The organism is Nostoc sp. JL31 (genome assembly GCF_017114965.1).
GTDB classification, from domain to species: domain Bacteria; phylum Cyanobacteriota; class Cyanobacteriia; order Cyanobacteriales; family Nostocaceae; genus Nostoc; species Nostoc punctiforme_A.
On record NZ_JABXKO010000075.1, the window covers coordinates 21,407 to 38,897 of the forward strand.

Below are 17,491 nucleotides of genomic sequence, written 5' to 3' on the forward strand. Positions count from 1 at the left end.
TCCTAAGCTCAAGTAACTATTAAAAATTTAACCACAGGAGAACGCATAATGTCTTGGCGCGGGTCTACAACAGTTTCAGATCGGATTTTTTCTTCCTTGCCTTATTTGCTTCCTCTAATTGAGGTTTTTGTATTTGGTAGATATTTGCTCTCAGAGTTTCCACCATTACAATTACTGTTTCTGCCGCTTCTGCCATTGTTGAGAATTTACTACGGCGTGCGTTATGCAGGAATGATTATTTTCTTTGCTTTATTTTTGCTGGTAGTAAGAAACGAAAAAATTAGTCACTTTATTCGTTTCAACACCATGCAAGCAATCCTTTTGGACATCATCATCTTTTTGTTTAGCATCCTAACTGATGTTGTGGGACTAGTTCCCTCTGGTGGTTTTGCAATCCAAACTCTATCCACAACCATTTTTATCGGCATAGTGGGAGCAGTCGCATATTCAGTCATCCAGTCTGTGAGCGGACGTTATGCAGAAATTCCGGCGATTTCTGATGCAGTGTATATGCAAGTGCGTTAGAAGTTAACGGGCCGCTACGGTGTTTTCCAGGCGACCAATACCTTCAATTTCTACGCGGACGCGATCGCCTGGATGCAAAGCACTTACACCCTCCGGCGTACCTGTAAGCACCAAATCACCAGGGAGTAGCGTCATCACCTGACTGATATAGGAAACTAAAACATCGGGGGAAAATACCATCCGATCGATACAGGTAGATTGGACTGGATTAGCGTCGTCATTTAGAAAAGTTTGCAATCTCGCTCCTGGATTTAATTCCCGGACAATCCAAGGTCCCAAGGGACAGAAAGTATCAAAACCTTTAGCTCGCGTCCATTGACCATCCTGTTTTTGTAAATCCCGCGCGGTTACATCATTGGCGATGGTGTAGCCCCAAATTTTGGTTTGGGCTACCTCTGGCGTACATTCAAAGGCATAATCGCCAATCACTAAAGCTAACTCTCCTTCGTAGTCAACTCTATGTGACTGCGGAGGATACTTAATTTCCCTCTCAGATGGAATGATCGACGTAGGTGGTTTAAGAAAGATTAGTGGCTCAGATGGTACTGGAGTTCCCATTTCGGCTGCATGATCTGCATAATTCTTACCCACCGCCACAATTTTTGAGGGAGCGCAGGGAGCCAGAATTTGGTAATTTTCTGGTGTCAAAGTTAAATCAGTGGGTTGTCCATGTAACCAGGGTGGAGCATCTAGCACCTGTACATTCAGGGATAGCTGTAGTAACCCATAGTAAATCTGTCCTTCTGGATTTTGAATTCGCACGTAGCGCTGCGCCATAACCTTGATGAATATCCTTTTTTCTGCGATTAGAAGCTGTGAGCAGGAAGCAATCGTCAGTTAGCTGTTTAGCCAACCAATTGAGCCTTGAGCAAAAAAGCGATCGCTATCAGATGTCCTTAAAGAAAGATACCCCTTAGCGAAGCTGATAGCTCGATCGATCTTGTGAAAGAAATATCGGGGTTGCCTCCCAACCTAGTTTTCATTAGCGACATCCAAAAAATCCAAACTTTGGCGATTTGGCTAATGATTCAAATTGAAAACTGGTAAGATTATAGTTCCTTGTTGCTTCAGATGTTGATTAATACTGGCATTTTCAATAGAAGTCAGGTATAAATTAATATCAGCAGCCACTTTTGTCCATGAGGAAACAGAAAAATATGACTACAAATTACGAAACAATGTACATTCTCCGTCCTGACCTCGGAGAGGAACAGGTAGAGCAAGCAGTTACGAAATATCAGAATTTGCTTCGCGATCAAGGCGCTGAAGAGATCCAAATTCAAAATCGTGGTAAGCGCCGTCTGGCTTACGAAATCAAAAAACACCGGGATGGCATCTACATCCAGTTAAACTACAGTGCGCCTGCAACTGCGATCGCCCCCTTTGAACGTGCCATGCGTTTGAGTGAAGAAGTGATTCGCTATTTGACAATTAAGCAGGACATTGAAGAAGAAAAACCCCCCAAAGAGGAAAAAGAAAAGCCCACTAAAGTAGCTGCAACACCTGCAACAGTTTAAGGGGCTAGGGACTGAGGACTAGGGACTAGGAACTAGTAGCTAGGGAAGAAACTAAATGTCCAATCCCCACTCCCATTCAATAAAATTTTGTCTTTTTCTTTTTTCGTGACTTATTTGGGAATGCTAAATTAACAAATACTTGCCAAAGGTAGTACTCCCGCAGTTATACCTAAGAGTGGACAAGATTCTGAATGGGAGCTTTAAGCTACTGTGAGCCAATCTGATACACCAAATATTCAAGTTCTCTCGACGGAAGTATCGCAGCTACGCCAGGAGTTGCAACTTCGCGATCAATTAGTACAACAACTATCTCAAGAACTCTTCCGGCTGGTAAAGGGTAACACTAGTTTTATGCCTCAGCAGCCGGAATTTGAGCGCGATCTGAGCCAGTTACACGCTTTACAAGAACAACTCCAAGCTGTGGAACAGCAGGTGGCGTTCTACCAAGAGCAAATTACAACTCGTGACTCCGAAATTTATCAATTGCGACAGTCAGTTCAAGAACTTACCGATCGCACTCGGATGTTAGAGCAAGTAGTACAAGAGTTGCCTCAAATTTACCGTCGGAAGTTTGAGGAGCGGATGACGCCAGTGAGAGAAAAAGTAGCAATGCTACAACGGGAAAACCGCCAACTGCAAGCAGAACTGCAAAGTGTGAGTTACCGTTTAGCACTCAAAACTCGCAATGCCAGTCACAGCGGTATTGATTTACCAAATTTTCCCCGCCCAGCATCCGAACAAACTAATATTTCGACTCCCCAGAATGCCTAAAATTACCATTATGGTGGAATCTAAGATAAGAGATAAGAAATTGTTGCATCAAAGCGTCTTGGAGGCATCCAAGTGGTAGATTGAGGCAAACATAACTATAGAGTTAGAAAGTAACGCAAACGCTGATATTTTAACCATTCTTACCTCCTGCTTGCTTTCACTAGTTACGTCCCATATAAAGCAATTAGCTTAGAGTAATTTGCACAACCCTGTATTTAAAACGCTGGGGAGTGTCACAAACAGTTGCATTTGCTTTGGGCATTTTTGGCCATTTCTGACTTTACTGCTTTAGATAGAGGAGTTCCAATAAGCAGATTCATTCATCATGTAATTTATACTACCTAGCTCAAAGACATGAGTTTTCGCCAACACTCTTCTCTAGACAAGAAAGAAAATCAGCCTGCTAGCACCAGACTGTTATCTTGGAGAATGTGAAAAAATACAAATATTGCTTGACTTTGCCATCCTTCTATAGGTAGATTTATTAGTTAGTCTGCTAGCACCAGACTGTTATCTTTGACGGTGGTAAAAATATCTTGGTAAGTGTGAAAAATTTCAAACACTGTATCGAGTTGGGTAAGTTCCAAAATCAACCGTACAGGAGCTTGTACGTTACATAGAACCAAGCGGCAACCACTCTGACGTGCAGCTTTTAACCCTTTTACTAAAGGAACTAACCCAGAACTGTCCATGAAGTTAACTTCTGCTAGGTCGATAACCCATAGTTGATAAGCTTGAGGGACTACTCCAGCCATCTGTTCGCTTAAAGCCTTACCGCCTTCCAAATCTATGCTTCCTTGGGGTTTAAACAAAATCACTTGAAGTTCTTGTGTGAAAGCCATGAATTTAACAGGGTAATTGGAACACTTGACAAAAAATTGAAAAAGACATCAATACTTCTTCTCTTCCAACGGTGAAATGACCTTTTACCCAGATATTTGGGCAATTGTATTCCTACAGTTGAGAAAGATTATTTCAGTATTCATGTCGTATAATTTATGATAACTTTCATCAATATAGGCATAAGCGCCTAACAATTTCGGTATCAACCGTATCTTTTACAAAATTTTCACAATTTAAACCGATATTTATAAATTTTCTATAAAACTTTTAATCTTTTTTTAATAAATTATGAACATGTGGTAGGAATGCCAAAAAATAGTTAATAGTCAAAAGTTAAGAGTTACCATAGAATAAAATCTATGGATTATTCAGTATAAAACTAATGACTTAATGACTCTATGTATTAGTTTGATTGACACCCCACCCAAAAACAAGCAAAGATATAGTAAAAGTAAAAATTTGTAAAGACGGCGGTGCGGAATGTCTTTAGAGCTGATTTCACTAGAAAATATCCAGGAAGTTGCTCATAATTACGGGTATTGGGCGATTTTTTTGGGAATTTTGCTAGAAAATTTAGGCATTCCCCTTCCTGGTGAAACCGTGACCCTGGTGGGCGGGTTTTTAGCTGGCAGCGATGAACTAAATTTCTGGCTGGTTCTCGGTGACGCAATCATGGGTGCTGTCATTGGTGGCACTTGTGGCTATTGGATTGGTAGAGTTAGCGGTTGGGCTTTTCTGGTAAAAGTTGGCAGCATTTTTCGGATTTCTGAAGTGCGGCTGCTGAGTATTAAAGAGCAATTTAGTCAAAATGCTGCTAAAGGGGTGTTTTTTGGACGTTTTTTGGCATTGTTACGAGTTTTTGCTGCACCACTAGCTGGTATAGCTGAAATGCCCTTTGGAAAATTCTTTTTATACAACTTTCTAGGAGCAGTTGCTTGGGCTAGTTTGATGGTGACATTAGCTTTTTTTGCTGGCAAAATAGTCTCTTTAGAACAATTGGTTGCTTGGGTGGGTCAATTTGCGATCGCAGCGTTACTAATCCTTGTTGCCTTAATTGTTGTGCCCCTGTGGCTGGAATCTCGCCAGGTTAAAGGTGCAGCAGAAGAGTAAGTCAAGCATAAACTAAGTGAGGAGCCAGGAGTGAGGAGTAAAGTAAAAAGTGAATTTTTTTAACTTTTACTTTTGTATTTTGCTTTTTTAACTCCTAACTCCTAACTCCTAACTCTTAACCCCTGACCTGCTGTGACCAAATGCGAGTCGGTAATCCCCAAACGTATATAAAGCCTTCAGCAGCTTTGTGGTCAAATTTGTCTTCGGCTCCGTAGGTTGCTAAATCGGGAGTGTAGAGGGAATTATCACTCGAACGCCCAACTATCGTAGAGTTGCCCTTGAATAACTTCACTCGTACAGTTCCAGAGACTCGCTCTTGTGTCTTTTGAATAAAGGCATCGAGTGCAACTTTGAGCGGACTGTACCACAAACCGTTATAAACTATTTGGCTGTAAGTTTCTTCAATCCCACGCTTGTAATGGGTGACATCTGCCGTTAAAGTCAAGCTTTCTAAATCTTTATGTGCCTGAATTAGCACCAACATTGCGGGTGATTCGTAGATTTCCCGCGATTTGATCCCTACCAGACGGTTTTCAATCATATCGATCCGTCCGATGCCGTGATTTCCTACCGCCTGATTGAGTTCTTCAATTAGCTCAACTGGCTTTTTGACTATACCGTTGAGGGTTGTAGGAATACCACCGTGGAAACCAATTTCGATATACTCTGGCTCGTTGGGAGTGTGAGCGATCGCTTTAGTCATTTCATAAATTTCTTCTGGTGGCTCAAATGACGGATCTTCGAGTAAACCAGCTTCAATACTACGACCGAGCAAATTCTTGTCAATACTATAGGGGGAAGATTTTTTGACTGGTGAAGGAATACCAAACTTTTCCCCATAAGCGATCGTTTCCTCACGACTCATTCCCCATTCTCTGGCTGGTGCAAGGATCTTCAGGTTGGGATTTAAGGCGGTGACAGAGACATCAAAGCGAACCTGATCGTTGCCTTTGCCAGTGCAACCGTGAGCGATCGCATCAGCACCATATTTTTCAGCTGTTTCTACTAATACCTTGGCAATCAGTGGACGAGCAAGGGCAGTTCCTAGAGGATAACGATTTTCATAAAGGGCGTTGGCTTGAATAGCTCCAAAGGCGTAATCTTTAACGAAGCTGTCTTTGACATCCGCCACCAGGGATTCACTTGCACCCGATTTCAGAGCTTTTTCTCTGATTGGCTCTAATTCATCTCCCTGACCTAAATCTGCTGCTAGGGTAATCACCTCTTCCACACCCCACTCCTGCTTCAGGTAGGGGATGCAAACTGAGGTATCCACTCCGCCAGAATATGCCAGGACAACCTTTTTGGCGCGACCCATTAATTTCTCCAGTTAGGACAACAAAGAATGAGTCATTATTATATCTAAACTAATCCACGTATATTTTATTCATGCAACAACCTATGGGAGGATTTAGGAGCTAGGAGTCAGAATTACAGTTCACTCTCAACACAGTTCGGTTAAGCTCTAAGCAGTATTGAGTAGACCTCTTGTACAAATGTAAAATTTGCCCACCCTGCGGGATCGTTGCTACATAATTTTTCTACAGCTTGCTACGCGTAGCAAGCTGTAGAAGAAGGCCCGATTATAAATGGCAAAAGGATCAGGGTGAGTTTACCTAAGTAAGCTCACCCTGATTTGTATTTAATATTAACTAAGTTTTGAAATGCTTGTATCGACTAAGGGTAGAGTGTAAAGAAAATCTTACAGAGCTAAGATTGATATATTTAATGAGATTGCTTTACAGTTTGCAACTTCTCGTTCTTGCGCTTGCGTAGAAACATACCACCTACAGCCAGCATACCTAATGTAATACTAGGCTCAGGAACTGACTTAGGGTCAAAACCTGTAAATCTGTCAGTTCCTAGATGGAAAGAATGGTTGTCGTTTTCAAATCCACCACCACCTGCTTGGGTAATGACAATCTTGTTGAAAATATCGTTGCTACTATCTGAGTAGAAGTGAAGGTAGCCGTTGCCTTCACCGCCATGCTGTGATGCACGAATTGGAGCAACTGGGTTCACATCCTCAGTTGTAAATGATTTGATCAGATTATCGCCATTGTAGAAGGAAAAAACGTTACCAGAACTGATAGCTCCCCAATCAATACCGAAATAATTGAGGGAACTTGCAAGTTTGATTGTGACTTCATCGCCGTTGAAAACTGCCAAATACTTCCCATTATTGACCTCACCGGTTGCCCCGGCAGGTGCCCATACATCTGACCTGACACTGCTGCTTCCATTGTTATTCTCAAATGAGTATTTAGCAAAACCAGTGGTTGGTGCTTGACCATTATTGAAGTTAACAGTTGTCGTACCAGGAAGTTGAGTAAACTCAGAAAAAGCACCTTGGTCAGTTTCTCCATTAGGGCCTGCAATACCAGTGGTTACTTGGAAGGATATAGCCTGGGCAGAACCTGCATAGATAAATGAGGAGATTGCAGATAAAGATAGAGCAGCGATACAAGCAATTTTTGTAATAGACATAATTTTGAAATTTTGTATTTTTACTTGTTGAACAATTCGGTTGTGCGATTTGAACTTATTATGTAATGTCTTCCAGCAGAAAGAATAGGATGAAATTACTGGATTTATATTTACTGGAAAATTCATGTTTTTAGTGCATAATTTGCTCCATTTTCGAAGATAGATAAGTAGTTTCCCTTGCTGACAAACTGTATAGAGTATCTGTTCTTTATCTGAAGATAAAAAAACTGTAAAGTTAGAGCGTATATATTAAGAATTTGTATTTTCGGATATTGTCCTGATTAAGGATTAATAAAGACAACGGATATGACTGTTTAAGATTCGCTGTTTGCTGATAAATAGAAATAGATTCGCGATCATTATTATGGTTTTTGACATTCTTCCCTTTCTCTTTCTACTCGTCTTTCTGTAGTCAAATACTCCAACTGAGTGTTTTTGACATAGCTAGTAACATGAATTAAACTAACTCTTGCAATCAACTAAAGAATCTTGATAAATGCATCCAACTGAAAAAGCTGTTGTCCCTACTCGCGTTATCGGTTTAATTAGTGGTACATCTGTAGATGGCATAGACGCTGCGTTGGTAGAGATTTCCGGCACAGAATTGGATCTCAAAGTTGAGTTGGTAGCTGGGGCAACATATCCCTATCCAGCTGAACTCAGAGAAAGAATATTAGCAGTTGGTGCAGGCGTTGCCATCTCAATGGCAGAATTAGCAGAAATAGATGATGCGATCGCTCAAGTCTTTGCCCAAGCCGCCCAAAATATTCAAATTGGTCATCAGCCAGCCACTCTGATTGGCTCCCACGGTCAAACGGTTTATCATCGACCACCCAAAGAGGGAGCAGGGGGGCAGGAGAGCAGGGCGAGAGAAATGCTCAATCCTCACGGGCTAAACCCTAGCTATCCGTTAACAGCACTGGGTACTCCCTTGGGTTACAGTCTTCAACTAGGACGCGGTGCATTAATTGCCCATCTTACGAACATTACAACTGTGAGCAACTTCCGCGTTGCTGATATTGCTATTGGTGGTCATGGTGCGCCTCTTGTGCCCAGAGTCGATGCTTATTTACTTAGTCATCCCCTGGAGGGGCGTTGTATTCAAAACATTGGTGGTATTGGCAATGTTGCTTATATTCCGCCTCGGCATGGTGACTGGCTCTCAAAAATTCGCGCTTGGGATACTGGCCCAGGAAATAGTCTGTTGGATCTAGCGGTGGAGCATTTAAGTGCTGGTGCTAAAACTTATGATGAAGATGGCAATTGGGCAGCAAGTGGTACTCCTTGCCATCCATTAGTAGAACAATGGCTCAATCAAGACTACTTTCATCTACCGCCACCCAAATCCACTGGACGCGAGTTATTTGGTGTGACTTACCTGCATCAGTGTTTAAAAGATGCTCAAGGATATCAACTCAATCCTGCTGACATACTGGCAACTCTTACAGAACTGACAGCTGCTTCAATTGTTCACAGTTACCGCACTTTTTTGCCAGAAATGCCACAACGAGTACTATTATGTGGTGGTGGTAGTCGCAATCTCTATTTGAAACAAAGATTACAGATGTTGTTGGCGTCAATACCAGTCTCGACGACAGATGAAGTCGGCTTGAGTGCAGATTTTAAAGAAGCGATCGCCTTTGCGGTTTTAGCCTACTGGCGACATCTGGGTATTCCTGGCAACCTACCTACTGCCACAGGTGCACCTCAAGAAGTACTTTTGGGAGAAATTCACCAAGCTCAGTCCTGAATGCTGAGTCAGGAACAATAAATAAGATAAAAAATTTCTTCATTCTTCACTCGCAATTTAGCACTCGTAACTTAGCACTGCTATAACTATAGTCTTGGCGGCACTCGAGCAAGACAGGGAATAAAAGGTGGCTCATACTTTTTTATTGGAACCAGGACGCTGGGCAATGGAAGGAAATTGGCTGGAACGTAATGGTATGCCAATCAGCATCAAGGGTATGACCTTGGTCGCTTGGAATCGAGATAACTGGTTCACTATGGCTACAAAACTGATATTCCCAGGTAGCGATCGCTCTGAAATCTCTCTGCAATATAAGGGGCGGTTGCATGATGGAGAGCGTCAGTATACTTTTTTACTACAACATAATATTTTGGGGCAGGTTGAAGGCGAAGGCTGGATTGGTCTGGATACTATCGTACAGCGTTACTGGGTACTAGGCGATCGTCAGCGTCGTAGTGGCTTTGAAACCCTACACCGGATTTCGCAAGATACATATTACCTCAGTAGTGGTATCTTGGCTGGTCATTTTTTAACTAACACAATGGAAGCTAGCCTAGAGCGTCAGTCAGCTTAAAAGCATCGCTGCCTCACCGCTTTACTGTTCTTCTAAGCCAAAAACCGCTCTTCAAAAAACTCTGGCAACGCACTGGTTTACCAATGCCTAATATCTTCTGCCCAAATTTAACCACTCATCGTTTATTCTCACCAACCTACTGAGTTGTATAGTAAAAAAGAAATGATCAAATTATCGTCAGGATTTTAGTATTTTTCCTAATCATGTAGTCAGGAGTTCAGTTTCGTGAATCCTAAAGTCTCCGTTATTATCCCTGCTTACAATACTGAAACTTATATTGGGAAGGCAATAGAGTCAGCCTTAGAGCAAACTCTCACTGACATTGAAGTTATTATAGTCGATGATGGCTCAAGTGATAAAACTGTAGAAGTCGCTAAAAGTTTCACCGATCAACGTCTCAAAGTCATAGTTAATCAGCAAAATCTTGGAGCCGCGGCTGCACGTAATCGTGCCTTTAGAGCAGCCCAAGGAGAATGGATTGCTGTACTTGATTCAGATGATTGGTATGCTCCCAAAAGATTAGAAAATCTTGTATCTTTGGCAAATGAAATAAATGCAGACATGATTGCTGATGATGTTTATTTGATCAAAGATGGTGTAACATCTCCTTGGAGTACATTAATTCAAGAAAGTGGAGAACGTATAGATAAAATTATCCAAGTTGATATAGTTTATTTTGTAGAAAATGATGTCTATGGGCAACCAGGGTTGCATCTTGGCTTAAGCAAGCCTCTATTCAAACGAGAATTCCTGATTAAGAACGGCATCGAGTACGATGAAGAAATTAGAATGGGTCAAGATTTTTGGATTGATATGAAATGCTTAATCAAAGGAGCTAGGTTTTTTATTGAGCCAAAACCCTATTATTTCTACCGTTCACGCCCTGGTTCACTTGTATATCAAAGCCAATTACCACGTCTAAATCAATACTGCAAAGCTACTACTTCTTTCATGCAACAAGACATTGTGAAAAAGAATCCGACTCTAATGCATGCTCTATCTTATAATCTCTCAGTTTATAAGAAAAATCTAGCTTATCTTCAAGTTGTAGAACCGATAAAACAAGGAAAATGGTTAACAGCATTCACAGAAATCAGGAAATATCCGGGTTTTTTTTATGATTTCATGTCCCGATTTAATAGTATTATCGAACGTCGAATTCAATACTATGTGATGAATAATAAATCAAGTTTTGATATTTATCCTAACCAACAGAGAAAACGAAAAACTACCACTTAGACTATTACAGTTTTATCAATAACAAATGCATCCTTATATAGTAATAATTAGCTGAAAGGTTAAAAAGATTATTAGGTAATCAGAAAATGTTGTAAAAGTATTGGGCAAATATAATTCGCTATTACACAAACAAAGCCTACCTCCGTGGACTAATGCGAATTTAAGGGTTTGTTAACCTACAAAGGCAGGTAAGGTTTCGTGTAGCCAAATTAGTGCTGTCTTCTCCCAACGCAAAGCAACATCACGTAGAGAAGAGGAGATGCCAAGAGTGATAGCGCATTAGTCAAAATTGGGCAAACTAAAACTACACCACAATTTTTGAATGCACTTGTCCTCCCAAACATTTACAATCTGCTTTTGGAGTCGAATTTTCTATGTCAGACCCCAACATTGGTCGCTTACTCAGCAAACGCTACCAACTCCAAGAGTTAATCGGTACTGGAGCAATGGGTCGGGTTTATCGTGCTAAAGATACATTGTTGGGAGGTGTACCTGTTGCGGTTAAGTTTCTGGCTCTATCAATCCAAAATGAAAAGATGCGATTGCAAGACCGCTTTGAGCGAGAAGCCAAAACCTGTGCTTTACTAGGGCAAAAAAGTATCCATATTGTCCGAGTTATGGACTATGGCGTAGATGACAATAACACCCCCTTCTATGTCATGGAATACTTACAAGGACAAAGCCTGAACAATATTATTCGCAAGCAACGATTACCTTTACCAAGATTCCTCAGTATGGCGCGTCAACTCAGCTTGGGGTTACAGTGCGCCCATGATGGCATCCCGGTTGATGGCACTATTTGCCCAATTATCCATCGCGATGTCAAGCCAAGCAATATGCTGGTGATTCAAGATCCCAGTTTTGGAGAATTGGTCAAGGTTCTAGATTTTGGTATTGCTAAGTTATTACAGTCAGATGGCGACCATACAAAATTTTATTTGGGAACATTGGCTTATTCTTCTCCCGAACAGATGGAGGGTAAGGAATTAGACAACCGTGCTGATATTTATAGTTTGGGCGTCATGATGTTTGAGATGCTCACAGGCAAAATGCCACTGGTGGCACCAACTCACTCTTTTGGTGCGTGGTATAAAACACATCACTATCAAAAACCACGTTCTTTTGCTGAGGCTGCGCCTGGATTAGAACTACCAAAAGAAATTGAAAATTTGGTGATGAGTTGTCTAGCTAAAAGAGCAGGCGATCGCCCCCAAAGTATTACTGAAATCCTCAGAGTTTTAGCATCTTTAGAAAAAGAAAAGCCTGAGCATACACGCAAAATTCAGCAAGCCAGCCATGCCCTAGTTCCTACTACTACAGCTAGCACCGAGCTTGAACAAAAGACCAAAGCCGATTTGCGGGTATCCTGGTCCAACGATGAAATCGCTCGTGCCATTTCTTGGCCCAAAAATAAACCAATTGCCGATATTGTGTTTCCCCAGCCCATTCATACCAATGGGGAGGTTTTACCAGCTTTGTGGGTGATGCTACCGCAAGAAGAAATTCAAAAACGCTTACTCTGTACCCGCTATAACCAATTTCTGTTCATCTCTATCCCCCATCCCATGCTGCTATGGATTACTGTCATCTACAATCGCAAGCATGGCGCTAAATGGTTGCCTTATTACCTCGATCTCAAAACCAGCCTTGGTCAAGAAATTGCCCGGTTATTACAGGACACAGGTTACTACCGCCTCTTATTCTTTGCACGAGAAGCACCAAATCGCTGTATCCACATCTTACTTTCCAGCGTCGCTTCTGCCCAGCGCCAACGACTGCAAGAGTGGGTCGCCATGAGCAATACGTTGATGTCCTCTGCCGACCCGCAAATTAGTAAAAGTTTACTCAAAAACGAGTACGAAAAGATTAAGCCCCAGATTATAACAAAACTGGAAAGTATTGATACAGATTCTCCATACGATCTTTCCAGCTAGGCATAATTTCTTAATGTTACGTGTTTTATAGGTGGTCGCTCCCAGAATGTAACGTTTTATAAACAAAATATATATAAAGATGTAACTTCTAGTTATATGTATAAAGAGTGAAATCATTAGCTGCTTAAGCAGGGGTATCAAAATTATCTCTGAATCTTTCTGTGTAAATATTCCAGTGGATTGTCAATTTATGCAGGTGTGATTTTCCCACTAGACGAAATAAGAAGAAGTTTGGCTAAAGTAAACAACGGATTTAGCCTGCAATGCTAAAGTTAGTCTAGACTCCAGCAGATATGCCGTAGACAATGTTTACTCGTTCTTAGTTAATTTCCTGAATTGAACTTTTACGCCATCTTGTGGAATTGTTTATCGAAGTTGACGCCCCGACATCCCCAGCTCTTTTCCTCCTTGGAACCAAGCAAGAGAAGGAGGTCGCCCACTGCGACAGTAGAACGACTCTATGCCATAGTGGAACCTGAATCTAAGCCCCACTGGTGCTTAAGAAGCTCTTGATAAGTTGCCTCGCGCACGACCATTTGCTCATAGAGCTTGACTAAAAAGTCTTTAGCTTGATCGTGGCTCATATTTTGCACCTGAGTAGAAAATGAGCAGATGCTGAATTGCTGTTCCAAGGATAGTTTCATTGGTTGATTCATAAATTAACTCCGAAAAAACAACGCGTAAAGGTGATATCGCTCACAGAAGTCCAAATGGGGTAATATTTGGACTCATATCTGTCCAACATTTGTTCCTCCGTATTACGAAAGATAACAATTGTTTGACAGATTGCCCACATCCAAAGTGTGGAATTTTTCTGCTCTGATATCTTGCACCTAATCCTACTGATATACCACCCAAGTCATCTGAACTATATTCCGGAAAATAAGCTCTATTTGGTCTTAGATAAGTATAACTACCTACCTCATTCCTTCCTGCTTTGCACAAATTTCCTTTAAAGAGAATATCTAGTGCTATGCAAAACCTCTCTTAGTCTTTCTGTTGAAAAAGCCTAAGATGCTGTCTCCCCAAGCGTGGAGGAAGCTTCGGAGGGCGGAGATTGTAAGGAGGTTGGGGAATTAATGGTAATAAGCGTAAATTATAGTCTCTTTACCTTATTACGTGCAAGATGTCAATTTACCAATTTATACAAATCTAGCCTCTTTAGGTCATTTTAGAGGCTAAAAATATTTGTATCAAATTGTAAAAAGGAAAAATGCTCACGCTGAACAAATTACTGAGTATATTTACCGGATTAGTTATTTGTCCTTTGTCCTTAGAGGAAAAGCAATGACTAATGACTGTTTTCTTCAAGCGAGACGATGACAACTGTGATGTTATCGTGCCCTCCATGCTCTTTGGCAGCCTCAACAAGAGAGATGGCTGCTTTATCAAGCCAAGGACTATCTTGGAGGCAATTAGCAATCTTCTGCTCGACAAGTTCTTCTGTAAGACCATCACTACATAACAGCAAGCGATCGCCAACTTTTACATCTAGTGGTTGCACATCAATTTGATGCAGGTCTTCGCGCCCCAAACAGCGCGATAATACATGTCGAAAAGGATGTAATCGTGCTTCATCTAAGGTGATGTCACCAATTTTGATTGCTCGTGCTACCCAAGTGTGGTCTTCCGTCACCTGTTCTAAGTGCGACTCTCGGAAGCGATACAGCCGCGAATCGCCAACATGAGCGAACCAAGGCGACTCTGGAGCGCGAAAAATCACTGCTACAACCGTTGTACCCATGTCGGCACGTTCGGGATGATTTTGCTGATCATGCAAAATCGCTTCATTAGCGCCCCACAAAGCTTGCTCTAGCAATTCTTGAGAAGATTTAGAAGTTTCCCAATTTGCTACCAAATACGCCTGAATTTCTCCAGTAGCAATCCGACTTGCCTCCTCACCTCCGGCATGACCACCCATGCCATCGGCGACAACAAAAAATCGTCCTTCTGGGTCTATATAGTAGGCATCCTGATTATTAGAACGAATAAGTCCCGGATCGCTAAAACCCGTGAAATTAAGTTTCATAATTTTTTTGCAACAATTAATACATACGATCGTAACGGTCGAGGCGTAAAAGTAATCGGATCATGATTGCTGAAAGTGCTGCTGCAATTAAACCAGGCAGTAGTGCCAACCATACATAATCCTTAACCACTAAAATAGTAGCTGAAAGCGTGAAACCGCTGATTAACAGAGCATAGCTTATTGAGAGTTGAATACTGCTCTGTCGCCGCAGCAGGCGTTCGGTTTCTATAGACCGAACGCGCAAGCGCATATCTCCCTGCTCTAGCTTCTCTAATGTATCTTCTAATCTACGTGGTAGACCAAAGGCGGTACTACTTACCTGAGCTGCTTGGCGGCTTAATTCGTTAAGAAAGCTATTCCCCTCAGAACCATTCATATCAGTCATAAGTTGCATTGCATACGGTTTGGCAACTTCCATAAAGTTAAATTCTGGATCTAAGCCTTTGCCTACCCCTTCTAGGGTAGAAAAGGCTCGCATCACGAAAGTGAAAGTTGCTGGAAATCTAAATGGCTGATTATAAGCTATTTCGTAAAGGTCGTCACTGATTGCCGCGACTGATTGGTTTTCAAAGGGCTTATCCATGAAATGATCGAGCATGTACTGCACGGAACGCCGCACTGGGCCCATATCATCCGTTGGGGCGATCGCGCCTAAATCGATCAGAGACTGCACAACGCGATCGCCATCTTTTTGGGCAATGCCAAACAGCGTTTGCATCAGTCCTTCACGGACGTTGGACTTAATTCGCCCCATCATGCCGAAATCGTAGAATATTAAAGCACCATTTGCACTAACGGCAATATTGCCTGGGTGAGGATCGGCATGGAAAAAGCCACTATTGAGTAATTGTAGTAAGTAGGCTTGAGCGCCTTGACGAGCGATCGCCTTTCGATCTAAACCTGCTGCTTCTAAAGCTTCGTATTGACTAATTTTAATTCCAGGGAGATATTCTAAAGTCAGCACTCTAGAAGAGGCGTAACGCCAGTATATTCTGGGGACGTTCACCCAATCGTAGCCGCGAAAGTTCCGGCGAAAAGTATCGGCGTTACGACCTTCATTAAGATAATCAATTTCTTCCCAAAGAATGCGACAACATTCTTCGTAAATACCCAACCAATCTCTTCCCCGTCCCCATTTGGGATGGCTTTGAAAGTAGCGGGTAATTCCTTTGAGAATCTGTAAATCTATTTCAAATAACTTCTTTAGTCCAGGACGTTGCACCTTGACAACAACTGATTCTCCAGTATGTAGTACAGCTTTGTGTACTTGCCCCAAGCTAGCAGCAGCTAAGGGAATAGGTTCAAAATTATGGAAGAGTTCAGGAATTTTTTTGCCTAGTTCTTTCTCAACGATCGCTTCTACTTGCTCATAGCTAAATGCCGGCACTTTGTCTTGTAACTTGGCTAGTTCTTCTACATATTCACCAGGGAATATATCAGCACGGGTAGAAAACAGTTGCCCAACTTTAATAAAGGTTGGCCCTAAATCCAGTAGGGTATTGCGAATCCAGACCGCTTGGGTTTTGCGTCTTGTAGCTTGCTTTGCGTCAGTCACACCACCCGGATAACTCCAAGATTTGTTGTATAGCCAAAGTTTGAACAATAAGGTCAAGACAAAAGACCAAATGTCCACAAAACGCCGTTTGCTAGAGTATTTTTCCCGATTCCAACGGTATGCCTTATCTAAATAACCTTGTTCCATATACTTTGTGTACCGTTGGTTTGCAACCGAATCACTTGGAAGAAAAGACACTCTGATTCCTAAACTGTTTTTTCTTAAGTGTCCTTTGTCATTTGTCTTACCCTGCGGGTACTCCTTCGGAGAACTCGTAGAGTAGCAGCTGGCGCGTCTATGTCATTCGTGCATAATTTTTGACCAATGACTAATGACTAAAATTTATGCAGAAGTTCGGCGATAATGTTGCAATTCTGTTCGTAACAGGGCAATTTCTGCTCGTAATTCGTCAATATCTGCTTGCAAGTCTCCAGAATCAGAAGTGGCTTGCCCAGTACCTGCGGTAGCTTGACCAGCATTAGCTGATTCTGCTGCCCGATTTGCCCGTTCTAGGACTTCTTCTGTAAACTGGCGTAACTGCTCTCTAGCTTCGGCATCAAATTTGCCCAAATCACTCAAAGCATCGGTCAAGGCGACCTCTAAACGCTCATTAACTACTTCTGCTACCGCTCTGCCTACGAAAAAGGCTTGCACAAGGGGATTACTCATAAATTTTTGTTACGTTGCACCGCAAGAGAATTATAACTTGCCTGTATGCTTTGCGGCTTCTATTGTAGAGCCAGAAATTTGGCGTTGGCGATCGCTTTATTTATGACATTCCAGCAACTCTCGATAGTATTGCTCAGGTGTACTTGGTAAATAAACCGTCATTTGCAAAGTTTGTTCCTTCAATTTGAACCCTTGGGTAATGTTAATCCGGCTGAGGAAATCGATATCATGTGAAATTACCCAAAGCGCTCCTTGGTAATCATTGATACCTATTACCATTTGTTCAACAGTTTCAATATCCAGGTTATTAGTTGGCTCATCGAGAATCAGTAGATCGATTTCTGAGATACTAATCATAGCAATCGCTAATCTTGCTAATTCACCTCCACTCAGTACAGAGGCGTTTTTGTGAACGTCATCGTATTTAAAGAGAAAGTGCGATTCGTTGATTAGTGAATCACGGTAATCAGTCCGGAAATAACTAATCC

General features: G+C 41.8%; 17 protein-coding genes. 8 read left to right on the forward strand and 9 right to left on the reverse strand.

The window, feature by feature from the left end:
* Nucleotides 1-48: 48 nt before the first annotated feature.
* On the forward strand, nt 49-525 hold the full coding sequence (locus tag HWQ43_RS17625) for a Tic20 family protein (RefSeq protein ID WP_292736398.1): 477 nt from the start codon (nt 49-51) through the stop codon (nt 523-525).
* 3 nt (nt 526-528) lie between these two features.
* Here the strand turns inward: HWQ43_RS17625 and HWQ43_RS17630 are convergent, their stop codons facing one another.
* Complete coding sequence (locus HWQ43_RS17630; protein WP_292736400.1) at nt 529-1,302, reverse strand: fumarylacetoacetate hydrolase family protein; 774 nt, start codon at nt 1,300-1,302, stop codon at nt 529-531.
* A gap of 380 nt (nt 1,303-1,682) precedes the next feature.
* Here HWQ43_RS17630 and rpsF point away from each other — a divergent pair, with 380 nt between their 5' ends.
* Nucleotides 1,683-2,042 carry a 30S ribosomal protein S6 gene (gene rpsF / locus HWQ43_RS17635; RefSeq protein WP_194042163.1) on the forward strand — a complete coding sequence of 120 codons (360 nt, stop codon included), beginning with the start codon at nt 1,683-1,685 and terminating at the stop codon, nt 2,040-2,042.
* Nucleotides 2,043-2,252: 210 nt separating this feature from the next.
* The gene (locus HWQ43_RS17640; protein WP_292736404.1) at nt 2,253-2,813 is read left to right on the forward strand and encodes an Npun_F5560 family protein; all 561 of its coding nucleotides are present in this window, start codon (nt 2,253-2,255) and stop codon (nt 2,811-2,813) included.
* A 488-nt stretch (nt 2,814-3,301) separates the two neighbouring features.
* On the opposite strand, the gene HWQ43_RS17645 is transcribed toward HWQ43_RS17640, so the two are convergent.
* Complete coding sequence (locus HWQ43_RS17645) at nt 3,302-3,655, reverse strand: STAS domain-containing protein (RefSeq protein ID WP_094348023.1); 354 nt, start codon at nt 3,653-3,655, stop codon at nt 3,302-3,304.
* Between the two features lie 481 nt (nt 3,656-4,136).
* Between HWQ43_RS17645 and HWQ43_RS17650 the strand changes: the two genes are divergently transcribed.
* Entirely contained in the window at nt 4,137-4,766 is a 630-nt protein-coding gene (locus HWQ43_RS17650; protein WP_292736407.1) for a DedA family protein, read from the forward strand.
* 115 nt (nt 4,767-4,881) lie between these two features.
* Here the strand turns inward: HWQ43_RS17650 and HWQ43_RS17655 are convergent, their stop codons facing one another.
* Both HWQ43_RS17655 and HWQ43_RS17660 read right to left on the reverse strand, forming a co-directional pair.
* Nucleotides 4,882-6,084 (reverse strand): argininosuccinate synthase, encoded by a 1,203-nt coding sequence (locus HWQ43_RS17655; protein WP_292736409.1) that lies wholly within the window; start codon nt 6,082-6,084, stop codon nt 4,882-4,884.
* A gap of 407 nt (nt 6,085-6,491) precedes the next feature.
* Nucleotides 6,492-7,253, reverse strand: coding sequence for a PEP-CTERM sorting domain-containing protein (locus tag HWQ43_RS17660; RefSeq protein ID WP_292736411.1), 762 nt, complete (start codon nt 7,251-7,253; stop codon nt 6,492-6,494).
* Nucleotides 7,254-7,749: 496 nt separating this feature from the next.
* Between HWQ43_RS17660 and HWQ43_RS17665 the strand changes: the two genes are divergently transcribed.
* The 4 genes from HWQ43_RS17665 (at nt 7,750) to HWQ43_RS17680 (ending at nt 12,750) form a co-directional block, all read left to right on the forward strand.
* Nucleotides 7,750-9,003, forward strand: a complete 1,254-nt coding sequence (locus tag HWQ43_RS17665) for an anhydro-N-acetylmuramic acid kinase (RefSeq protein WP_292736413.1) — start codon at nt 7,750-7,752, stop codon at nt 9,001-9,003.
* A 127-nt stretch (nt 9,004-9,130) separates the two neighbouring features.
* Nucleotides 9,131-9,577: a hypothetical protein gene (locus tag HWQ43_RS17670; protein WP_292736415.1), complete on the forward strand. Its 447-nt coding sequence runs from the start codon at nt 9,131-9,133 to the stop codon at nt 9,575-9,577.
* 225 nt (nt 9,578-9,802) lie between these two features.
* A complete protein-coding gene (locus tag HWQ43_RS17675; RefSeq protein ID WP_292736417.1) occupies nt 9,803-10,816 on the forward strand; it encodes a glycosyltransferase family 2 protein in 1,014 nt (337 codons plus the stop codon).
* A 374-nt stretch (nt 10,817-11,190) separates the two neighbouring features.
* Complete coding sequence (locus HWQ43_RS17680; RefSeq protein ID WP_292736419.1) at nt 11,191-12,750, forward strand: serine/threonine-protein kinase; 1,560 nt, start codon at nt 11,191-11,193, stop codon at nt 12,748-12,750.
* 458 nt (nt 12,751-13,208) lie between these two features.
* Here the strand turns inward: HWQ43_RS17680 and HWQ43_RS17685 are convergent, their stop codons facing one another.
* The 5 genes from HWQ43_RS17685 to HWQ43_RS17705 form a co-directional block, all read right to left on the reverse strand.
* On the reverse strand, nt 13,209-13,406 hold the full coding sequence (locus tag HWQ43_RS17685) for an NblA/ycf18 family protein (RefSeq protein ID WP_104908243.1): 198 nt from the start codon (nt 13,404-13,406) through the stop codon (nt 13,209-13,211).
* Between the two features lie 635 nt (nt 13,407-14,041).
* A complete protein-coding gene (locus HWQ43_RS17690) occupies nt 14,042-14,779 on the reverse strand; it encodes a Stp1/IreP family PP2C-type Ser/Thr phosphatase (protein WP_292736422.1) in 738 nt (245 codons plus the stop codon).
* A gap of 16 nt (nt 14,780-14,795) precedes the next feature.
* The gene (locus tag HWQ43_RS17695) at nt 14,796-16,481 is read right to left on the reverse strand and encodes an AarF/ABC1/UbiB kinase family protein (RefSeq protein ID WP_292736424.1); all 1,686 of its coding nucleotides are present in this window, start codon (nt 16,479-16,481) and stop codon (nt 14,796-14,798) included.
* A gap of 195 nt (nt 16,482-16,676) precedes the next feature.
* Nucleotides 16,677-17,003, reverse strand: coding sequence for a DUF6825 family protein (locus HWQ43_RS17700; RefSeq protein ID WP_292736426.1), 327 nt, complete (start codon nt 17,001-17,003; stop codon nt 16,677-16,679).
* 96 nt (nt 17,004-17,099) lie between these two features.
* Nucleotides 17,100-17,491 (reverse strand): ATP-binding cassette domain-containing protein (locus HWQ43_RS17705; protein WP_292736428.1); only part of this gene is annotated, 392 nt, incomplete at its 5' end.

Excerpts from the sequence above, each read along its gene's own strand:
- HWQ43_RS17680 (WP_292736419.1), top strand. The coding sequence starts at position 11,191 with ATGTCAGACCCCAACATTGGTCGCTTACTCAGCAAACGCTACCAACTC.
- HWQ43_RS17625 (WP_292736398.1), top strand. The coding sequence starts at position 49 with ATGTCTTGGCGCGGGTCTACAACAGTTTCAGATCGGATTTTTTCTTCC.
- HWQ43_RS17655 (WP_292736409.1), bottom strand. The coding sequence starts at position 6,084 with ATGGGTCGCGCCAAAAAGGTTGTCCTGGCATATTCTGGCGGAGTGGAT.
- HWQ43_RS17665 (WP_292736413.1), top strand. The coding sequence starts at position 7,750 with ATGCATCCAACTGAAAAAGCTGTTGTCCCTACTCGCGTTATCGGTTTA.
- rpsF (WP_194042163.1), top strand. The coding sequence starts at position 1,683 with ATGACTACAAATTACGAAACAATGTACATTCTCCGTCCTGACCTCGGA.
- HWQ43_RS17660 (WP_292736411.1), bottom strand. The coding sequence starts at position 7,253 with ATGTCTATTACAAAAATTGCTTGTATCGCTGCTCTATCTTTATCTGCA.
- HWQ43_RS17650 (WP_292736407.1), top strand. The coding sequence starts at position 4,137 with ATGTCTTTAGAGCTGATTTCACTAGAAAATATCCAGGAAGTTGCTCAT.
- HWQ43_RS17645 (WP_094348023.1), bottom strand. The coding sequence starts at position 3,655 with ATGGCTTTCACACAAGAACTTCAAGTGATTTTGTTTAAACCCCAAGGA.
- HWQ43_RS17690 (WP_292736422.1), bottom strand. The coding sequence starts at position 14,779 with ATGAAACTTAATTTCACGGGTTTTAGCGATCCGGGACTTATTCGTTCT.
- HWQ43_RS17630 (WP_292736400.1), bottom strand. The coding sequence starts at position 1,302 with ATGGCGCAGCGCTACGTGCGAATTCAAAATCCAGAAGGACAGATTTAC.
- HWQ43_RS17700 (WP_292736426.1), bottom strand. The coding sequence starts at position 17,003 with ATGAGTAATCCCCTTGTGCAAGCCTTTTTCGTAGGCAGAGCGGTAGCA.
- HWQ43_RS17685 (WP_104908243.1), bottom strand. The coding sequence starts at position 13,406 with ATGAATCAACCAATGAAACTATCCTTGGAACAGCAATTCAGCATCTGC.
- HWQ43_RS17695 (WP_292736424.1), bottom strand. The coding sequence starts at position 16,481 with ATGGAACAAGGTTATTTAGATAAGGCATACCGTTGGAATCGGGAAAAA.